This window comes from Vallicoccus soli (assembly GCF_003594885.1).
Taxonomy (GTDB): domain Bacteria; phylum Actinomycetota; class Actinomycetes; order Motilibacterales; family Motilibacteraceae; genus Vallicoccus; species Vallicoccus soli.
In genome coordinates this window covers 26,369-44,645 of sequence record NZ_QZEZ01000013.1, presented here as the reverse complement: position 1 = coordinate 44,645, position 18,277 = coordinate 26,369, and the positions used below count along the sequence as shown (strand labels likewise).

General features: G+C 76.6%; 16 protein-coding genes. 9 read left to right on the top strand and 7 right to left on the bottom strand.

Annotated features, from left to right (window positions below):
* Positions 1-14: 14 nt before the first annotated feature.
* From D5H78_RS18610 to D5H78_RS18600, 3 genes are all read right to left on the bottom strand, one after another.
* On the bottom strand, positions 15-362 hold the full coding sequence (locus tag D5H78_RS18610) for a hypothetical protein (RefSeq protein ID WP_119952008.1): 348 nt from the start codon (positions 360-362) through the stop codon (positions 15-17).
* Between the two features lie 64 nt (positions 363-426).
* Positions 427-1,140, bottom strand: a complete 714-nt coding sequence (locus D5H78_RS18605; protein WP_119952007.1) for a LuxR C-terminal-related transcriptional regulator — start codon at positions 1,138-1,140, stop codon at positions 427-429.
* On the bottom strand, positions 1,137-2,453 hold the full coding sequence (locus tag D5H78_RS18600; RefSeq protein ID WP_245941712.1) for an ATP-binding protein: 1,317 nt from the start codon (positions 2,451-2,453) through the stop codon (positions 1,137-1,139). Before D5H78_RS18600 ends, D5H78_RS18605 begins: the two co-directional genes overlap by 4 nt.
* Before the next feature lie 128 nt (positions 2,454-2,581).
* Here D5H78_RS18600 and D5H78_RS18595 point away from each other — a divergent pair, with 128 nt between their 5' ends.
* Genes D5H78_RS18595 through pgi form a run of 4 tightly spaced genes read left to right on the top strand, consistent with a single transcriptional unit; the run spans position 2,582 to position 7,040 of the window.
* On the top strand, positions 2,582-3,997 hold the full coding sequence (locus D5H78_RS18595; RefSeq protein ID WP_119952006.1) for a PspC domain-containing protein: 1,416 nt from the start codon (positions 2,582-2,584) through the stop codon (positions 3,995-3,997).
* Positions 3,994-4,221, top strand: a complete 228-nt coding sequence (locus tag D5H78_RS18590) for a hypothetical protein (RefSeq protein WP_119952005.1) — start codon at positions 3,994-3,996, stop codon at positions 4,219-4,221. The genes D5H78_RS18595 and D5H78_RS18590 overlap by 4 nt, the downstream gene beginning before the upstream one ends.
* Positions 4,222-4,263: 42 nt before the next feature.
* A complete protein-coding gene (gnd, locus tag D5H78_RS18585; RefSeq protein ID WP_119952004.1) occupies positions 4,264-5,319 on the top strand; it encodes a phosphogluconate dehydrogenase (NAD(+)-dependent, decarboxylating) in 1,056 nt (351 codons plus the stop codon).
* 20 nt (positions 5,320-5,339) lie between these two features.
* Positions 5,340-7,040 carry a glucose-6-phosphate isomerase gene (pgi, locus tag D5H78_RS18580; protein ID WP_165865800.1) on the top strand — a complete coding sequence of 567 codons (1,701 nt, stop codon included), beginning with the start codon at positions 5,340-5,342 and terminating at the stop codon, positions 7,038-7,040.
* Positions 7,041-7,080: 40 nt separating this feature from the next.
* Here the strand turns inward: pgi and D5H78_RS18575 are convergent, their stop codons facing one another.
* The 3 genes from D5H78_RS18575 to D5H78_RS18565 all read right to left on the bottom strand — a co-directional run bounded on the left by D5H78_RS18575 (position 7,081) and on the right by D5H78_RS18565 (position 9,493).
* On the bottom strand, positions 7,081-7,758 hold the full coding sequence (locus D5H78_RS18575) for a DUF6766 family protein (protein WP_119952003.1): 678 nt from the start codon (positions 7,756-7,758) through the stop codon (positions 7,081-7,083).
* Positions 7,759-7,839: 81 nt separating this feature from the next.
* Positions 7,840-8,262 carry a hypothetical protein gene (locus D5H78_RS18570; RefSeq protein ID WP_119952002.1) on the bottom strand — a complete coding sequence of 141 codons (423 nt, stop codon included), beginning with the start codon at positions 8,260-8,262 and terminating at the stop codon, positions 7,840-7,842.
* Positions 8,263-8,317: 55 nt separating this feature from the next.
* A complete protein-coding gene (locus D5H78_RS18565; protein ID WP_119952001.1) occupies positions 8,318-9,493 on the bottom strand; it encodes a glycerophosphodiester phosphodiesterase in 1,176 nt (391 codons plus the stop codon).
* A gap of 162 nt (positions 9,494-9,655) precedes the next feature.
* On the opposite strand from D5H78_RS18565, the gene D5H78_RS18560 reads away from it, so the two are divergent.
* From D5H78_RS18560 to D5H78_RS18540, 5 genes are all read left to right on the top strand, one after another.
* Entirely contained in the window at positions 9,656-11,191 is a 1,536-nt protein-coding gene (locus D5H78_RS18560; RefSeq protein WP_119952000.1) for a fused MFS/spermidine synthase, read from the top strand.
* Between the two features lie 53 nt (positions 11,192-11,244).
* Positions 11,245-12,798: a gluconokinase gene (locus D5H78_RS18555; protein ID WP_119951999.1), complete on the top strand. Its 1,554-nt coding sequence runs from the start codon at positions 11,245-11,247 to the stop codon at positions 12,796-12,798.
* A 66-nt stretch (positions 12,799-12,864) separates the two neighbouring features.
* Positions 12,865-14,364, top strand: coding sequence for a GntP family permease (locus D5H78_RS18550; RefSeq protein WP_119951998.1), 1,500 nt, complete (start codon positions 12,865-12,867; stop codon positions 14,362-14,364).
* A 78-nt stretch (positions 14,365-14,442) separates the two neighbouring features.
* Positions 14,443-15,672 carry a formaldehyde dehydrogenase, glutathione-independent gene (gene fdhA / locus D5H78_RS18545; protein ID WP_119952019.1) on the top strand — a complete coding sequence of 410 codons (1,230 nt, stop codon included), beginning with the start codon at positions 14,443-14,445 and terminating at the stop codon, positions 15,670-15,672.
* A gap of 164 nt (positions 15,673-15,836) precedes the next feature.
* Entirely contained in the window at positions 15,837-16,772 is a 936-nt protein-coding gene (locus tag D5H78_RS18540) for an aldo/keto reductase (RefSeq protein WP_119951997.1), read from the top strand.
* A 46-nt stretch (positions 16,773-16,818) separates the two neighbouring features.
* On the opposite strand, the gene D5H78_RS18535 is transcribed toward D5H78_RS18540, so the two are convergent.
* Entirely contained in the window at positions 16,819-18,261 is a 1,443-nt protein-coding gene (locus tag D5H78_RS18535; protein WP_119951996.1) for an amidohydrolase, read from the bottom strand.
* Between the last annotated feature and the right edge of the window lie 16 nt (positions 18,262-18,277).

The following is an 18,277-nucleotide window of genomic DNA, read 5'->3' as shown; positions in this document are numbered from 1 at the left end:
CCCGGCGCTGGGCGCTACTGCGCGTGCCCCTGCCCGTCGCCCGTGCGCGCGCCGCGGTCGCTGCGGTCCGCGGGGCGCTTGCGGGCGCGGTTGTGCACGAAGAACGCGATGAGCGCGACGCCCAGGGCCACGGCGACCAGGAGCAGCACGAAGAGCCAGCCCCAGTCGCCGGAGAGCGTGGTGTTGGACTTCGGGCCGCCGCCGGACTCGCCCGGCTCGGGGCCGCCGCCCTCGCCGGCCGCGGCCGGCAGCGCCGTGAGGGCGCCGAGCACGAGCACGTGCAGCGCGGCGACCGCCGCGAGGACGGGCACGCGGGCGGCGCCGGCGGCGCGGGTGCGGGCGGGGCGGGCGGTGCGGTGCACGGACGACCTCCAAGGGACGGGCTGCCCTCCTGGTGCCCGGTGGCACCCCCCGTCACACCCCGGCTCAGACCAGCCGGCGGTCGGTGGCCCAGCGGGTGAGCTCGTGGCGGTTCGAGACCTGCAGCTTGCGCAGCACCGCCGACACGTGGGTCTCGACGGTCTTGACGCTGATGAAGAGCTGCTTGGCGATCTCCTTGTACGCGTACCCGCGCGCGATGAGGCGCAGGACCTCCCGCTCGCGCTGGGTGAGCCGGTCGAGGTCCTCGTCGACCGCGGGGGCGGCGTCGGCGCCCCGGAACGCGTCCAGCACGAAGCCGGCCAGGCGCGGGCTGAACACGGCGTCGCCCTCGGCGACCCGGCGCACGGCGTCGGCGAGCTCGGCCCCCGTGATCGACTTGGTGACGTACCCGCGGGCGCCCCCGCGGATGACCCCGATGACGTCCTCGGCCGCGTCGGACACGCTCAGCGCGAGGAACCGGGTGCCCGGCAGCACCCCGACGAGCCGGGACAGCACCGCCTGCCCGCCGCCGCCCGGCAGGTGCACGTCGAGGAGCACGACGTCCGGCAGGGTGGCGGTGACGACCCGGACCGCGCTCTCGACGTCCTCGGCCTCGCCGACGATCTCCAACCGGTCGGCGGCGACGGCGAGCTCGGCGCGCACCCCGCTGCGGAACATCCGGTGGTCGTCGACGAGCACGACCCGGGTCCGCCCCCCGGGGCCGGCCGGCGGTGCGGCGGGCGGGGCGGGCGGCGGGACGGGGGGCGGGGCGGCGCTCACGCGGCGCTCCCGTCGTCCGCGACCGGCATCTGCAGCTGCACCTCGGTCCCCTCGCCCCTCGCCGTACGGACCACGGCGGTCCCGCCGTGCCGGTCCATCCTGCCGATCACCGACTGGCGCACGCCCAGCCGGTCCTCCGGCACCGCGTCGAGGTCGAAGCCCGGGCCGCGGTCGCGGACGAACACCGTGACCTGGTCGGGCTCGACCTCCGCGTAGACCGAGATCGCCGCGCCCCCCGCGTACTTGGCGGCGTTGACGAGCGCCTCGCGGGTGGCGAGGAGCATGGCGCGCAGGTGCTCGTCGAGGGCGCGGTCGCCGACGACGACGACCTCCACCGCGACGCCGTGCGCGTCCTCGACCTCCGCGGCGACCCGCTCCACGGCGGCGGTGAGCGTGGTCTCCGGGTCGGCCACGGGGCGGTAGAGCCAGGTGCGCAGCTCGCGCTCCTGGGAGCGCGCCAGCCGGGCCACCTCGCGCGGGTCGTCGACGCTGCGCTGGATGAGGGTGAGGGTGTGCAGGACCGAGTCGTGCACGTGCGCGGCGATCTCGGCGCGCTCCTGCTCGCGGATGCGCGCGGCGCGCTCGGCCGACAGGTCGCGCACCATGCGCAGCCACCACGGCCCGGACACCAGCACCAGCCCGACGACGACCGCCAGCACGAGCAGCCCCTGCTGCCAGCCGGAGGCCGCGCCGCGGGGGGACAGGAACAGCGCGAGGCCGACGAGGACGAGCACCAGCCCGGCGAGCACGCGCACCGCGCCGCTGCGCCGCGTCGCGCCCGTGGCCTGGCGCAGCCGCGCGCGCTGCACGTCGTCGCTGTGCCGCCACAGCACGACGACGCCGAGCCCGGCCACGACGACCGGCCACACGCTGCCGGGCGACAGGCCCAGGCCGACGCGGTCCACGAGCAGCAGGCCCCCGACGGCGATGGCGCCGAGCGCCGCGACGAAGCCGAGCTCGCTGCCGCCCTCCTCCTCGGGCTCCGGGTCGACCCGCAGCGGCGCGAAGACCCACAGGGCGGCGTACGCGAGGATGCCGGCGCCGCTGAGCAGCGCCGCCGCGACGAGGACGAGGCGCACCCAGAGGACGTCGACGCCGAGGTGGTCCGCGACGCCGCGGCAGACGCCCGCGACGACCCGGCCGCCGCTGGCCCGCTGCAGGGGCGGGCGGGCGGCCGGCACGGGAGGCACCGCCCCCACCGGAGCGGGCGCCGGCGCCTCGACCGGCGCGACCGGGGGTGCCGCGGGCAGCGGCGGCGCCGGGGGCAGCACGCTCCCCGCGGCCGGCGCGTCGAGGTCCTCCAGCCTGCTCACGCCACCGATCGTCACACGCGGGACCGCCGCCGCGCACCACCCTCGGGGTGTTCCCAGGGTCCGGCTCAGGGTCGGGTCCGGGTCGGTCCCCGTGGCCCCGGGGCGGGCGCACGGCGCAGCATGGGGGCATGGCCACCCCGCACGACACCGCCGGCGCCGGCGGAGCCGGTCACGCCGGCACCGCGCCGCCCCCGTGGCGCCCGGACGTCCACCGGCTGCGCCGGTCCCGCGAGGACCGCCGCGTCGCGGGCGTCTGCGGCGGCGCGGGGGCCTGGGTGGGCGTCGACCCGCTGCTCCTGCGGGTCACGGCGGTCGTGCTCACCCTCTTCGGCGGCGCGGGCCTCGTGCTCTACGGGCTCGCCTGGCTGCTCGTGCCCGAGGAGGGGCGGCTGCGCTCCGAGGGCCAGCGGCTCCTGCGCGGGCGCGGCAGCGCGGGCGCGGTCGTGGCCGTGGTCGCCGTCATCGCCGGGACGAGCTTCGCCCTCGGCCAGCTCCGCTCGGGCGACCTGCAGGGCCTGGTCCTGCTCGGCCTCGTCGGCACGGCGGCCGTGCTCGCGCTGCGCCACGGCGGCCTCGTCGACCGGTACGCCCCCGAGCCCCCGCCGGTCCCGGCCGTCCCGCCCGCGGCCACCCGCGGGCCCGCCGCCGAGGCGGTGGCGGCGCACGCCGCTCCCGCCCCCGCGGCGGCCCCGCCGCGCCCGGCGCCCGCCGCCGCGGCGACCCCGCCGCCCCCCGAGCAGGCGCGCGTGGCCGAGGCCTTCGCCCCCCACGGGCCCTACGCCATGCCGGCGGCACCGCTCTACGCGCCGCCCCCCGGCACCGGGGGCCCCTACGGCGCGTACGACCCCCGCGCCCCGTACGGCCGCGGGGCGACGGCGCTGCGACCGGAGCGTCGCCGCGAGCGGCGCCGCCGCTCCGTGCTCGGGCTCCTCACGGTCTCCGCCGCGCTGCTCGCGGTGGGCGCGGTCGGCGGCCTCACCGTGGCCGCCGGCGGGACCCCGCAGCCGGTGGTCCTGCTCGGCACCGCCCTCGCGGTCGTGGGCCTCGGCCTGGTCGTCTCGGCCTTCGTCGGCCGGGCGCGCGGGCTCGTCCCGCTCGGCGTGCTGCTGTCGCTGCTGCTGGGGGGCGCCGCCGCGCTGGACGGCGCCAGGGTGCCCTCCGGCGGCGTGGGCGAGCGGGTGTGGACCCCGTCGAGCGCGCTGGCCCTCGAGGAGGTCCCCGTGTACGAGCTGGGCCTCGGCAGCGCCCTGCTGGACCTGCGCTCGCTGCCCAACATCGCGCCGGGCTCGACGGTGCGGCTCGGCGCGGAGGTCGGCGCCGGCGAGCTCGAGGTGCAGCTCCCCTCGCCCGCGGTCGCGGCGGTGGAGGTCGTGGCCCACGCCTCGGCCGGCGAGGTCTACCTGCCCGGGCAGGACCCGAGCGGGGGGCGTGGCGTGGACGCCACGTGGTCGCGCCCCCAGCGCCCGGCACCCGCGCCCGGCCGGGGGGTCACGCTGGTGCTCGACCTGCACGTCGGCCTCGGCGTGGTGGAGGTGCACCGGTGACCCGGCACCCGCTCGACCTCGTCGCCCTGCTCTTCGGGGCCGCCTTCCTCGCCACGGCCGGCGTGGCGCTCGCCGACGGCGTCCTCGGGCTCGAGGCCGACGCGGACTGGGTGCTGCCCGTCCTGCTGCTCGTCGTGGGCGCGGTCGGCCTGCTGGGCTCGCTGTCACGGCTGGGCCGGGAGGCGGGGCGCCCCCGCGACGACGGGCCGCCCGCCGGGCGCTAGCGTCGATCCCGACCGCCGCCGTCCCGCCCCTGGGAGGACCCCGTGCAGCTCGGCATGATCGGACTCGGCCGGATGGGCGCCAACATGGTGCGCCGCCTGACGCGGGCCGGCCACGAGTGCGTCGTCTACGACCGGAACGCCCAGGCGGTGCAGGAGCTCGCGGCCGAGGGGGCGACACCGGCCGATTCGCTGGAGGACCTCGCGGCGAAGCTGCAGGCGCCCCGGTCGGTGTGGCTCATGGTCCCGGCCGGCATCACCGGCGCGGTCGCGGAGGAGCTGGCCCGGGTCCTCGAGGCCGACGACACGATCATCGACGGCGGCAACTCCTACTACCGCCACGCGGTCGACCGGCAGGAGGCGCTGCGCGAGCGCGGCATCCACCACGTCGACTGCGGCACGAGCGGCGGCGTCTGGGGCCTCGAGCGCGGCTACTGCCTCATGATCGGCGGCGACGAGGACGCGGTCACCCGGCTGCGGCCGATCTTCTCCTCGCTCGCCCCGGGCGTCGGCGACGTGGCCCGCACGCCGGGCCGAACCGGCGAGCCCACCCCGGCCGAGGAGGGCTGGCTGCACTGCGGGCCGGCCGGCGCCGGGCACTTCGTGAAGATGGTCCACAACGGCATCGAGTACGCGATGATGGCGGCCTTCGGCGAGGGCCTGAACATCATCAAGCACGCCAACGCCGGGCGCAGCGACGTCGAGATCGACGCCGAGACCGCCCCGCTGTCGGAGCCGAAGTACTACCAGTACGACATCGACACCACCGAGGTCGCCGAGGTCTGGCGCCGCGGCAGCGTGGTCGAGTCGTGGCTGCTCGACCTCACCGCGCAGGCCCTCTTCGAGGACCCGGACCTGTCCCGGTTCGAGGGCCGGGTCGCCGACTCGGGCGAGGGCCGCTGGACCTCGATCGCGGCGATCGACGAGGGCGTGCCGGCGCCGCTGCTCACCGGCGCGCTCTACTCCCGCTTCGCCTCGCGCGGCCTCGACCTCTTCGCCAACAAGGTGCTCTCGGCGCAGCGCAAGGGCTTCGGCGGGCACCTGGAGAAGAAGCCGCTGGCGAAGCCCGGTGACCACGACCAGCCGCAGGCGGAGCAGTGAGCGACCCGACGCCGCCCGACGTGCCCGTCGACGAGGTCCCGCCGCGCCCGCTCGGCGCCGTGGGGACGCCCGCATGGGAAGCGCTGTCCCGGCACCACGACGACGTGGCGGGCGCGCACCTGCGCGACCTCTTCGCGCAGGACCCGTCCCGGGCCCGCGAGATGGTCGTCGACGCGGCCGACCTGCACCTCGACCTCAGCAAGCACCGGGCGACCCGCGAGACGCTGCGGCTGCTCGTCGAGGTGGCGGAGGCGGCCGGCCTGCGCGAGCGCATCGACGCGATGTTCGCCGGCGAGCGCATCAACACCACGGAGGACCGCGCGGTCCTGCACACCGCGCTGCGGCTCCCCCGCGACGCCCGGCTCGTCGTCGACGGGCAGGACGTCGTCGCCGACGTGCACGAGGTGCTCGACCGGATGGCCTCCTTCGCCGACGCCGTGCGCGGCGGCTCCTGGACCGGCGCCACCGGGCAGCGCATCCGCACCGTGGTGAACATCGGCATCGGCGGCTCCGACCTCGGCCCCGTCATGGCGTACGAGGCGCTGAAGCACGTCTCCGACCGCGACCTCACGTGCCGGTTCGTGTCGAACATCGACCCCACCGACGTCCACGAGAGCACTCGCGACCTCGACCCCGCGACCACGCTGTTCGTCGTGGCGAGCAAGACCTTCACCACGCTCGAGACGCTCACCAACGCGCGCCTGGCCCGGGCCTGGCTCGTCGAGGGGCTGCAGGAGCGGCACGGCCTGTCCCCCGAGGACGCGCAGGCCGCGGTGGCCCAGCACTTCGTCGCCGTGTCGACGGCTGCGGAGAAGGTCGCCGACTTCGGCATCGACCCGCAGAACATGTACGGCTTCTGGGACTGGGTCGGCGGCCGCTACTCGTACGCCTCCGCGGTCGGCCTGTCCCTCATGGTCGCGATCGGCCCGACGGCCTTCCGCGAGATGCTCGACGGCTTCCACGCGATGGACGAGCACTTCCGCACCGCGCCGTTCGACGCCAACGCGCCCGTGCTGCTCGGCCTGCTCGACGTCTGGTACACGGACCTGTTCGGCGCCGAGACGCACGCGGTGCTGCCCTACTCGCAGTACCTCCACCGCTTCCCGGCCTACCTGCAGCAGCTGACGATGGAGAGCAACGGCAAGTCCGTGCGGCTCGACGGGTCGCCGGTGCGGGCGGCCACCGGCGAGGTCTGGTGGGGCGAGCCGGGCACCAACGGGCAGCACGCGTTCTACCAGCTGCTGCACCAGGGCACCCGCATCGTCCCGGCGGACTTCATCGGCTTCGTCGAGCCGGTCCAGCCGCTGGCCGACCCCGAGGGCGGCGCGGCGGACGTGCACGACCTCTTCATGTCGAACTACTTCGCCCAGACCGCGGCGCTGGCGTTCGGCAAGACCGCCGAGGAGGTGGCCGCCGACGGCACCGACCCGGCGGTCGTCCCGCACAAGGTCATGCCGGGCAACCGCCCGACCACCTCGATCCTGGCCCAGCGGCTGACCCCGTCGGTCCTCGGCCAGCTCGTCGCGCTCTACGAGCACACGACCTTCGTGCAGGGCGTCGTGTGGGGCATCGACTCGTTCGACCAGTGGGGCGTCGAGCTGGGCAAGACCATGGCCAGGCAGCTCGTGCCCGCCCTCACGGGCGAGGCCGGGCTCGACGAGCACGACCCGTCCACCGCCGCGCTCGTCGCCCGCTACCGCGCCGGGCGCGGGCGCGTCTGACGGCGCCGCTGCGCACCGCCGGGGGGTGACGGCGCCGCCCTCACCCCTCGGCGGCGGTGTCGTCGTGCGCGGCGCCGACCGGCTTGGACTCCGGCGACCCCCGCTGGCGCAGGTAGACCGACAGCACCGCCATCGACCCGACGGCGAGGAACTCGGACTGCCAGTTCTGCAGCGTGCGGCTCCAGAAGTCCGGGGACACGAGGTACTCGCGCCAGGACAGCGGCGGCAGGAGGTCCTGCAGCTGCTCCTCGTTGTAGGCGACGACGCCCGCGACGGACTGCGCGAGCCAGGTGCCGAGGAAGACCGTGCCCATGACGAGGCCGAGCGAGTTCTCGTACGCCCACCGCAGCGGGCCGGGGCCGCGCCGGGCCGGCCCCGGCGACCACGGGTGGGCGGCCGCCCCGACCTCCTGGTCCTCGTCGGACTCGCGCCCGACCTGGTCGAGCTCCTTGGACTCGGGCGACCCGCGCTGGACGAGCCACACCGTCGCCATGAGGTAGAGCAGGAACTGCAGGTACTCGGACTGCCAGTTCTCCAGCAGGTCCACGGCGAACGAGGACGAGGTGAGGTAGCGGCCGACGTCGAGCGGCGCGAGCCCGGCCGCGACGAGCTCCTGGTTGCGCAGCGCGCGCCCGGAGACGACCTGCCCGACGACGGCGAGCAGGAAGAGCAGGCCGAAGAAGAGCCCGAGGCCGTTGTGGTGCAGGTAGCGCCTCACCGGTGCAGCAGCCCCAGGACGATCGCCCCGACCGTGCCGGCGACGACGACGAGCAGGTAGCCCGCGAAGACGGCGCGCACGTCAGCCGCCCTGCACCGAGCAGTCGTACGGGACGTCCTCGCCCCGCCAGGAGCACCCGGCGGCGGTGACCCGCCAGCCGCCCGGCGCCACCGCGACGAAGAGCACGTCGCGGGCCATCTCCAGGCGCGCCTGCCGGCCCCACACGTCGGACGCGACGAGCGCGCCGGGCACCGGCAGCCCCTCGGACAGCACGGCCGCGGGGCACGGGCGCCCGGCGGAGGACTCGAGCTCCTCGAGCGTGCGCGGCGCCAGCAGGGCGCAGGCCCGCTCGCCGTCACCGGCGCGCAGCGCGGCGGCGAAGCCCTCCCCCGCCGCCCGCGCGGCGTCCTGCTCCACCGGGGTGCCGCAGCCCCCGAGCAGCAGCGCGGCGGCCAGGGCGGGTGCGCCCGCCCCGGCCGCCGCGCGCGTGCGTCGTCCGTCCATGATCGCGCCGCTACCCCGGCCGGGCCGGGGTCATGCGGGCGCGCTGCCCCGCCGGTCAGCCGGCGGCGGCCGCCTGGGCGGCGGCGCGGGCCGGGCGGCCCTCGACCCAGGCGTCACGGGCCTCGACGGCGGTGTCCGGGTTGTCGCTGAAGAGCCCGTCGACCCCGAGGGCGAGGAAGAGGCGGTACTCGGCGAACGCGTCCCCGTACGCCGACGGGTCGTCGCCGCGGCGGAAGTCCGCGGGCAGGAACGCGTTCTCGTTGCGGAACGTGTAGGGCACGACCTGCAGGCCCGCCCGGTGCGCGTCGCGCACGAGCGTCGTGGGCGGCAGGAGCTCGGCGTCCGCGTCGCGCGGCACGATGAGGTTCTTGTCCGGCCCGATGACGTCCGCGTAGCGGGCGATGCCGCGCAGGCCCTGGCGGGTGACCAGGTCGGCGTACGTCGTGCTGCCGCCGGCCGCGACCACGTCGTACGGCGCCCCGGAGCCGCTGAGCAGCTGCACCAGGCGCACGCCGACCCTCCGGTCGAGCTCCTTGAGGTTGGAGACCTCGAAGGACTGCACCCACACCGGCGCCTTCGGGCCGGCCCAGCCGTTGCGGCGCAGCGCGCGCACCAGCGGCTCCTCGAGCGAGAGGCCGATGGAGTCGAAGTACGTCGGGTGCTTGGTCTCCGGCGCGATGGCGATGCGCCGGCCGGTCTCGCGCGAGGCCCGCTTGGCGAGGTCGATGACCTCCTGCAGCGTCGGCACCTGGTAGCGCCCGTCGTAGATCGTGTTCTCCTGGCGGATCTCGGGGATCCGCTCCTTCGCGCGCAGCGTCTTGAGCTCGCGCAGCGTGAAGTCCTCGGTGAACCAGCCGGTCAGCTCGACGCCGTCGATGGTCTTCGTGGCGCGGCGGTCGGCGAACTCCGGGCGGTCGGCGACGTCGGTCGTGCCGCTGATCTCGTTCTCGTGCCGGGCGACGAGGACGCCGTCCTTGGTCGAGACGAGGTCGGGCTCGATGACGTCCGCGCCCAGCCGGATCGCAAGCTGGTACGACGCCAGGGTGTGCTCGGGGCGGTAGCCGCTCGCACCGCGGTGGCCGAAGACGAGGGGCTCGCTCACCTGCGCGGCGCTCCGCTGCGCGGGCCGCTCCTCGGCCGTGGCGGGCGCTCCGGGCACCGCGACGAGCGCGAGCAGGACGACGGGGGCCGCGGCACGGGCGAGCAGCCCGCGGCGGGTGGGAAGGGGCACTGGGGTCCTCCGGCGACGGCGCGGCTGCAGCCTGCGGCCCTCGCCGGCTTCGTCGCCGTCACGGAGCAGACTGTCACGGCCCCAGGTGTCGTCAAGGGCAACGCAGCGGTACGCCGGCGCGACGCGCGCGCGTCCGCTCGCCCCTGCCGCCAGGATGGTCCGGTGCCCGCACCTCCCCCCTCCGCCGGCCCCCGCCCGCCCGCGCCGCCGCCCGGCCGCGCCGCACCCCCCTGGCTCCTCGCCGCCGCGGTCCTCGTGTCGGGCGCCGCGGTCCTCGTCGTCGAGACGCTGGCCGCGCGGCTCGTCGCGCCGTACGTCGGCCTGACCCTGGAGTCGCAGACGTCGGCGATCGGGGTGGCCCTGCTCGGCATCGCCGCCGGCGCCCGCTGGGGCGGGCGGCTCGCCGACCGGGTCGAGCCGCGGACCGTCCTCGCCGGGGCGCTCGCCGCGGGCGGCCTCCTCGTGCTCGCGGTGCGCCCGCTGGTGCACCTCGTGGGACCCGCGGTGCCGCCCGGGGCGGCGTCCGCGGTGCTCCTCGTGGCCGTCTCGACGCTGCCCGCGGTCACGGTGCTGTCGATGACCGCCCCCGCCGCGGTCAAGGCGCGGCTGCGCACGGTCGACGGGGCCGGCTCGGTCGTGGGCTCCATGTCCGCGCTCGGCACGCTCGGCGCGCTCGCCGGGACCTTCCTCACCGGGTTCGTCTTCGTCGCCGCGCTGCCGACCGGCGGGATCCTGCTCGTCACCGCGCTCGCCTGCCTCGCGCTCGGCGCCGTGGCCGGCGCGGACCGGGCGCGCTCGCTCGCGCTGCCGGCGGCCGGCGCCGCGGTCGTCGCCGGCGGGCTCGTCGTCCTCGTGGACGGCCCCTGCGAGGAGGAGACGACGTACTACTGCGCCCGGGTCGTGGCCGACCCCGGCGACGAGGGGCGCGACGGCGGCCGGGTCCTGGTCCTCGACGACCTGCGGCACTCGTACGTGGACCTCGACGACCCCGCGCACCTGGAGTTCGCCTACGTGCAGCGCTTCGCGGACGTCGTCGACAGCGCGTTCCCCGCCGGCGAGCCGCTCGACGCGGTGCACGTGGGCGGCGGCGGCTTCACCATGCCGCGCTGGCTCGCCGCGACCCGCCCGGGCAGCAGCTCGGTGGTGCTCGAGCTCGACGAGGGCGTCGTCGAGCTCGGCCGGCGCGAGCTGGGCGTCGACGCGATCCCCGGCCTGCGGGTGCGCACCGGCGACGCGCGCGTCTCCCTCGCGGCGCTGCCCCACGACTCCGCCGACCTCGTCGTGGGCGACGCGTTCGGCTCGCTGAGCGTGCCCTGGCACCTGGCCACGCGGGAGTTCCTCGCCGACGTCGACCGCGTGCTGCGCCCCGGCGGCGTGCTCGTGCTCAACGTCATCGACAACGCCCCGCGGGCGTTCCTCGCCGCGGAGACCCGCACGGTCGACGCGGTCCTCGACGACGTCGTCGTGCTCGGTCGGCCGGAGCAGCTGGAGGACGACGGCGGCGGGAACTTCGTCGTGGCCGCCGCGGACCGCCCGCTCGACCGCGACGCCCTCGCGGCCCGCGCCGGCGAGCGGGGCGAGCCGGGCTCGGTGCTCGGCCCGGCGGCGTACGAGGACCTCGTCGAGGGCGCCCCCGTGCTCACGGACGACCGCGCGCCGGTCGACCAGCTCCTCACGCCGTACCGGCCGGTCGTCTGAGGCGGCCCGCCGGGTCCGCGGTACGGTCGCCGGACCCGAGCCGAGGAGGAGCCGTGGCCGACCGTGCGGGGGACGTCGTGCTGGGCGTCGACCTCGGGACCACGAGCACCAAGGTGGTCGCCCACGCGGTGGACGGCACGGCCGTCGCGCAGCACGGGGAGGGCTACCCGCTCGAGGAGCCGGAGCCCGGCCACGCGGTGCAGGACCCCCGCCTCATCCTCGACGCGGCCCTCGCCTCGCTGCGCGCCGTCGTCGCGGAGGTGGGCGCCGAGCGGGTCGCCGGCCTGTCGTTCAGCACGGCCATGCACAGCCTGCTCGGGGTCGACGCCGACGGCGAGCCGCTCACCCCCAGCATCACCTGGGCCGACACCCGGGCGACGACGCAGGCCGAGCGGCTGCGCGCGGGGCGGGCGGGGCTCGCGCTGCACCGGCGCACGGGCACCCCCGTCCACCCGATGTCGCCGCTGGTCAAGCTCGTGTGGTTCCGCGAGCAGGAGCCCAAGCTGGCCGAGCGGGTCGCGTACTGGGTCGGCATCAAGGACTGGGTGCTCTGGCGGCTGTGCGACGCGCTCGTGACCGACCACTCGGTCGCGTCCGGCACCGGCCTCATGGACATCGGCGCCCTGCAGTGGGACGCCGAGGCGCTGCAGCTGGCCTCGGTGCTGCCCGAGCAGCTGCCCGAGCTCGTCCCCACCCGGCACGTGCTGCCCGGCGTCACGGAGGCCGCCGCGGCGGCCACCGGGCTGCCGCGCGACGTCCCGGTGGTCGTGGGCGCGGGCGACGGGCCGCTGGCCAACCTCGGGCTCGGCGCGGTGCGCCCCGGGGTCGCCGCGGTCTCCATCGGCACGAGCGGCGCGCTGCGCGTCATGGTCGACGCGCCCGCGGTGGACCCGCTCGGCGGCGTCTTCTGCTACGCCCTCACCGAGCAGCGGTGGGCCGTCGGCGGTGCGATCAACAACGGCGGCGTGGTGCTCCAGTGGGCCGGGGACGCGCTGGCGCCCGAGCTCGGGGAGGGCTCCGAGGAGGAGCTCCTCGCGCTCGCCGAGACCGCACCGCCGGGCAGCGGCGGGCTGCTCATGCTGCCGTACCTGCTCAGCGAGCGCGCCCCGCACTGGAGCTCGCTGCCGCGCGGGGCGTACGTCGGCCTCACCCGCGCCCACCGCCGCGAGCACCTCCTGCGCGCCGCCCTCGAGGGCGTCTGCCAGCAGCTCGGCCTCGTGCTGGCCTCGCTGCGCGCGGCCGGGCTCGAGGTCACCGAGGTGCGGGCCACCGGCGGCTTCGCCCGCAGCGCGTTCTGGCGCCAGCTGCTCGCCGACGTGCTCGGCACGACGGTGCACTTCCCGCAGGGCCACGAGGGCTCCAGCTTCGGCGCGGCGCTGCTCGGCATGGAGGCCCTGGGCCTCGTCGAGAGCGTCGACGTGGCCGCGGACCTCGTGCGCATCGCCGACGAGGTCCGCCCGCAGCCGGCGGTCGCGGCGACGTACGCCGCGCTGCAGCCGGTCTTCGACGGCCTGTACGACGCGCTCGTCCCGGCCTTCGCCTCCCTGCGGCGCCTCGGCCCGCTCCTGCCGCTCGAGGCCGCCCGCGAGGCGCTGCCCCCGGCCTGACCCCGGCCTGGACCGGCCCGACCCGACCCCCGCCCGCCCGTCCCCCACCCCTCCCGGAGGCGACCGATGGCCCTGACGACAGCCCTGAGCGGGCCGGTGCTGCTGGCGGCGGACGCGCCGCCGGAGCCGGCCCTGGGGACGGCCCCGCTGCTGCTCATCGCGCTGGCGGCCGTCCTCGTCCTGCTCGTGCTCATCATCCGCTTCAAGCTGCACGCCTTCCTCGCCCTCATCCTGGTCAGCCTGCTCACGGCGCTCGCGGCGCGGATCCCGGTCGCCGACGTCGTCGACACGCTGGTCGGGGGCTTCGGCACCACGCTCGGCAACGTCGCCCTGCTCGTCGGCCTCGGCGCGATGCTCGGGCGCCTGCTGGAGGTGAGCGGCGGCGCGCAGGTGCTCGCCGACACCCTGATCCGGCGCTTCGGCGAGCGGCGCGCCCCCCTCGCCCTCGGCGTCGCGGCGCTGCTCTTCGGCTTCCCGATCTTCTTCGACGCCGGGCTCGTCGTCCTGCTGCCGATCGTCTTCACCGTCGCGACCCGCCTCGGCGGCAGCGTCCTGCTCTACGCGCTCCCGACGGCGGGCGCCTTCGCCGTCATGCACGCCTTCGTCCCGCCGCACCCCGGCCCGGTGGCGGCGGCGGAGCTGCTGGGCGCGGACATCGGCCTGGTCCTCGTCTTCGGCCTCCTCATCGGCCTGCCCACCTGGTACGTCGGCGGGTACCTCTTCGGCACCTGGGCGGGCCGGCGCTACGACGTCCCGGTGCCGAGCACGATGGGCGGCGGGGGCCCGGCCGACGGCGGCGCGGCGGTGACCGGGACGAGCCCGGGCACGGGCGGCGCGCAGGCCACGGCCCAGCGCGAGCGGACCGGGGTCGGCGCGCACCCGTCGTTCGGCACGGTGATCCTGGTGCTCCTGCTGCCGCTCGTGCTCATCTTCCTCAACACGGGCCTCAACACGCTCGCCACCAACGGGACGGTCGACGAGGAGGCGGGCTGGGTCCAGGTGGGCCGCATGCTCGGGCAGACCCCGATCGCGCTGCTCATCAGCGTGCTGGTGGCCACCTGGCTGCTCGCGCTGCGCCGCGGCAGGTCCGCGGGCGAGGCCGAGTCGATCGTCAACAGCGCCCTCGGCCCGGTGTGCGCGATCATCCTCATCACCGGGGCGGGCGGCATGTTCGGCGCCGTGCTCCGCGAGAGCGGCATCGGCTCCGCGCTCGCCTCGGCGCTCGAGGACACCGGCCTGCCGGTCATCGTGGCGGCCTTCGTCATCTCGGTCGCGCTCCGCGTGGCGCAGGGCTCGGCCACCGTCGCCCTCACCACGGCGGCCGGGCTCGTCGCGCCCGTCGTGGAGGCGACCAGCGGCCTGTCCAGCATCGACCTCGCCCTCATCGTCATCGCGATCGCCGGTGGCGCGACGGTGCTCTCGCACGTCAACGACTCCGGCTTCTGGCTCGTCGGGCGCTTCCTCGGCATGGACGAGCGGACGACGCTGCGCACCTGGACCGTCATGGAGACCATCCTCGGCACCCTGGGCTTCGCCCTCGCCTGGCTGCTGAGCCTGTTCCTCTAGCCGTTGCCCCGGCAACGGCCGGGTCCTAGCGTGGCCGTGCGGCGCGACGAGGCGCCGCGGGACCGGGAGGAGACGCGCATGGCGGGCAACAGGGCGGTCGCGTACATGGGTCCGGGCAAGGTCGAGGTCCTCGACGTGCCCTACCCCGAGCTCGTCCTCAAGGACGGGCCGGGCGTGAACCCGGCGAACGTCGGGCGACCCGTGCCGCACGGGGTCGTCGTCAAGGCGGTGGCGACGAACATCTGCGGCAGCGACCAGCACATGGTGCGCGGGCGCACCACGGCGCCCGAGGGGCTCCTCCTGGGCCACGAGATCACCGGCGAGGTCGTCGAGGCCGGCCCCGGCGTGGAGTTCGTCAAGGTCGGCGACCTGGTGTCGGTGCCGTTCAACATCGCCTGCGGGCGCTGCCGCAACTGCAAGGAGCGCAAGACGGGGATCTGCCTCAACGTCAACCCCGACCGCCCCGGCTCGGCGTACGGCTACGTCGACATGGGCGGCTGGGCCGGCGGGCAGGCGGAGTACGTCCTCGTGCCGTACGCCGACTGGAACTGCCTGGTCTTCCCCGACAAGGACCAGGCGATGGAGAAGATCCTCGACCTGACCATGCTCTCGGACATCTTCCCGACGGGCTTCCACGGCTGCGTGACCGCTGGCGTGGGCGTCGGGTCCACCGTCTACATCGCCGGGGCCGGGCCCGTGGGCCTCGCCGCGGCCGCGGGGGCGCAGCTGCTCGGCGCGGCCGTCGTCATCGTCGGCGACCTCAACGCCGAGAGGCTCGAGCGGGCCCGCAGCTTCGGCTGCGAGACCGTCGACGTGTCGAAGGGCGACCCGAAGGACCAGATCGAGCAGATCCTCGGCGTCCCCGAGGTCGACTGCGGCGTCGACGCGGTCGGCTTCGAGGCCCGCGGGCACGGCGCCGGCGCGCAGCAGGAGGCCCCGGCGACGGTGCTCAACTCGCTGATGGAGCTCACCGCGGCGGGCGGCGCCATCGGCATCCCCGGCCTCTACGTCACCGGCGACCCCGGCGGCATCGACGAGGCGGCCAAGAAGGGCTCCCTCTCGCTCTCCCTCGGCACGGGCTGGGCCAAGTCGCTCTCCTTCACCACGGGGCAGTGCCCGGTGATGAAGTACAACCGCCAGCTCATGATGGCGATCCTGCACGACAAGGTGCACATCGCCGACGCCGTCGGCGCCACCCCGATCCCCCTCGACCAGGCCCCCCAGGGCTACGCCGACTTCGACCAGGGCGCGCCGAAGAAGTACGTCATCGACCCGCACGGCATGATCGCGGGGCGCAGCGCCGCCTGACCCCGTCCCGGCCCCGCCGCCCCTGCCGACCACGCGGGGCACCCGTACGGGTGCCGGACCAGGCCCGCACGCCTGGTCCGGCACCCGTGCGCCTGGTCCGGCAGGGCGCCGCGGGTCCCCGGTCCGCCGGGAACATCCCGGACGTCCCGTCGTTGCCACCCGTCATGGGACGCATCGGGACGACCGACCTCGAGATCGACCTGCCGCTCAACCTCGGCGGCAACGTGTTCGGCTGGACGGCCGACGAGCGGGACTCGACCGCCGTGCTCGACGCCTTCGTCGACGCGGGCGGCAGCTTCGTCGACACCGCGGACGTCTACTCCGAGTGGGCCGACGGGCACGCCGGCGGCGAGTCCGAGGAGGTGCTCGGGCGCTGGATGGCCTCGCGCGGGCGCGACCGGCTCCTCGTCGCCACCAAGGTGGGCTCGTGGAGCGGCGCTCCCGGCCTGTCGCGCGAGAGCATCCGCCGCGGCGCGGAGGCCTCGCTGCGCCGGCTCGGCACCGACGTCATCGACCTCTACTACGCCCACCGCGACGACCCCTCGACGCCGCTCGAGGAGACGCTCGGGGCGTTCGACGAGCTCGTGCGCGAGGGCAAGGTGCGGTACGTGGCGGCGTCGAACTACTCCCCCGCTCGGCTCCGGGAGGCGCTCGCCGTGTCCGACCGGGAGGGCTTCGCGCGCTTCGTCGCCCTGCAGCCGCACTACAACCTGGTGCACCGCGAGGAGTACGAGGGCGAGCTAACCGGGCTCGTCGCCGACGAGGGCCTCTCCTGCGTCCCGTACGCCGCCCTGGCCGGCGGCTTCCTCGCGGGCAAGTACCGCGACGGGGCGGACGCGGTGGACAGCCCGCGCGCGGCCAAGGCCTCGCAGCTGCTCGACGAGCGGGGCCGGCGGGTGCTCGCGGCCCTCGACGCCGTCGCGGCGGAGACCGGCCGGAGCGTGGGCGCGGTGTCCATCGCCTGGCTCGCCGCCCAGCCCACGGTCGTCGCGCCCATCGCCAGCGCCCGCACCGCCGAGCAGCTCCCCGACCTGCTCGCCGGCGCCCGCCTGCAGCTCTCCCACGACCAGCTCCGCCGCCTCACCGACGCCTCCGCCTGACCCCTGGCCGTGGTCGTGCGCCCCCCCGGCGCCGGTCACGCGCCCGTCAGCCCTCCTGCCACGGGCCGTGCACCCAGCGCCCGTCGAGCATCGTCGCTTGCACCGGCACCGCGGCGAGCTCGGCGGGCGCGAGCGCGTCCAGGGCGGGGACGTCCGCGACGACGAGGTCGGCGAGGTCGCCGGCGGCGAGGGGGCGGGCGCCGTACGCCCGCAGCGCCTCCTCGAGCCCGACCGCCTCCTCCGCCCGCCACGGCGGCAGCGCGCCGTCGGTGCGGTGCACCGCCGCGGCGAGACCGGGCCACGGGTCGAGCGGCACCACGGGGGCGTCGCTGCCGAGCACCACGTCCGCGCCGGCGTCGAGGAGCGAGCGGAAGGCGTACGGCACCGAGCGGCTGGCCGCCCACAGGTCGTCGACGAGGTGCCGGTCGCCCAGCAGGTGCGCCGGCTGGATCGACGCGGTGACCCCCGCGCGGCGCAGCAGCGGGACGTCCTCGCGGCGCAGCAGTTGCGCGTGCTCCAGCGTCGCGGGGCACCCCGTCCCCGCCAGGACCTGCAGGGCGTCCCGCCCCGCCTCGTCGCCGATGGCGTGCACCGCGGCGGTGAAGCCGTGGCCCACGATGCGGGACAGCGCTTGCCGCAGCGCGTCGGGCGTCAGCACCTGCAGGCCGCGGTCCTGCCCGCCGGGGTACGGCTCGAGGCACCGCGCCGTCCGCGACCCCAGCGCCCCGTCCATGAACAGCTTCACCGGCCCCACGCGCAGCCACGGGTCACCGTCCCCGGTCCGCAGCCCGCGGGCGGCCAGGGCCTCCAGGGCGTCGGGCTGCACCACGGCCTCGACGCGCAGCGGCAGCCGGCCCTCCCCGTCGCGCCGGGCGTCCCACCGCCCGTACGGGTCGTCGAAGTCGAAGTCCCGCAGGGCGACGACGCCGCGGCCCCGCGCCGCGCGCACCGCGTCGCGGGTCGCGCGCTCGGTCTCGTCCCGCGGCGGTACGGGCAGCCGGTCCAGGACGTCCCACGCCTCGCGCTCCTGCAGGACCCCGGTCGGGTGGTCCCCGAGCCCGAGCAGCGCGAGGGCGGGCGGCGAGAGCCAGACGGTGTGGATGTCCTGGCTAGTCAGCACGACGACCCGGTCGGGTGCGGCTGCCGCGAGCATCGCGGCGCGGGCGGGCGCGGTCCAGCGCGCGTACGGGAAGCCGCTCCCCCGCAGCGCCGCCCCCGCGGGCGCCGTGCGCGCCGCCGCCGCCACGACGTCGGCGGCCCCCTGCGGCGACGCCGCACCGGAGAGGTCGAGCTCGCCGCGGCTGCGCACCCACTCCGCCACGTGCACGTGCGCGTCGTGGAACCCGCGGCGGACCAGCCGCCCGCCGAGGTCGAGCACGCGCTCACCCTCGCGCGGCGCCAGCCGCGGGCCGCGCTCCACGACCCGGCCACCGGCGATCCGCAGGTCCACCGGCCCGGGCTCGCGGCCCCCGACGAGCAGCACGTCCATGCGGCGGAGGCTAGCG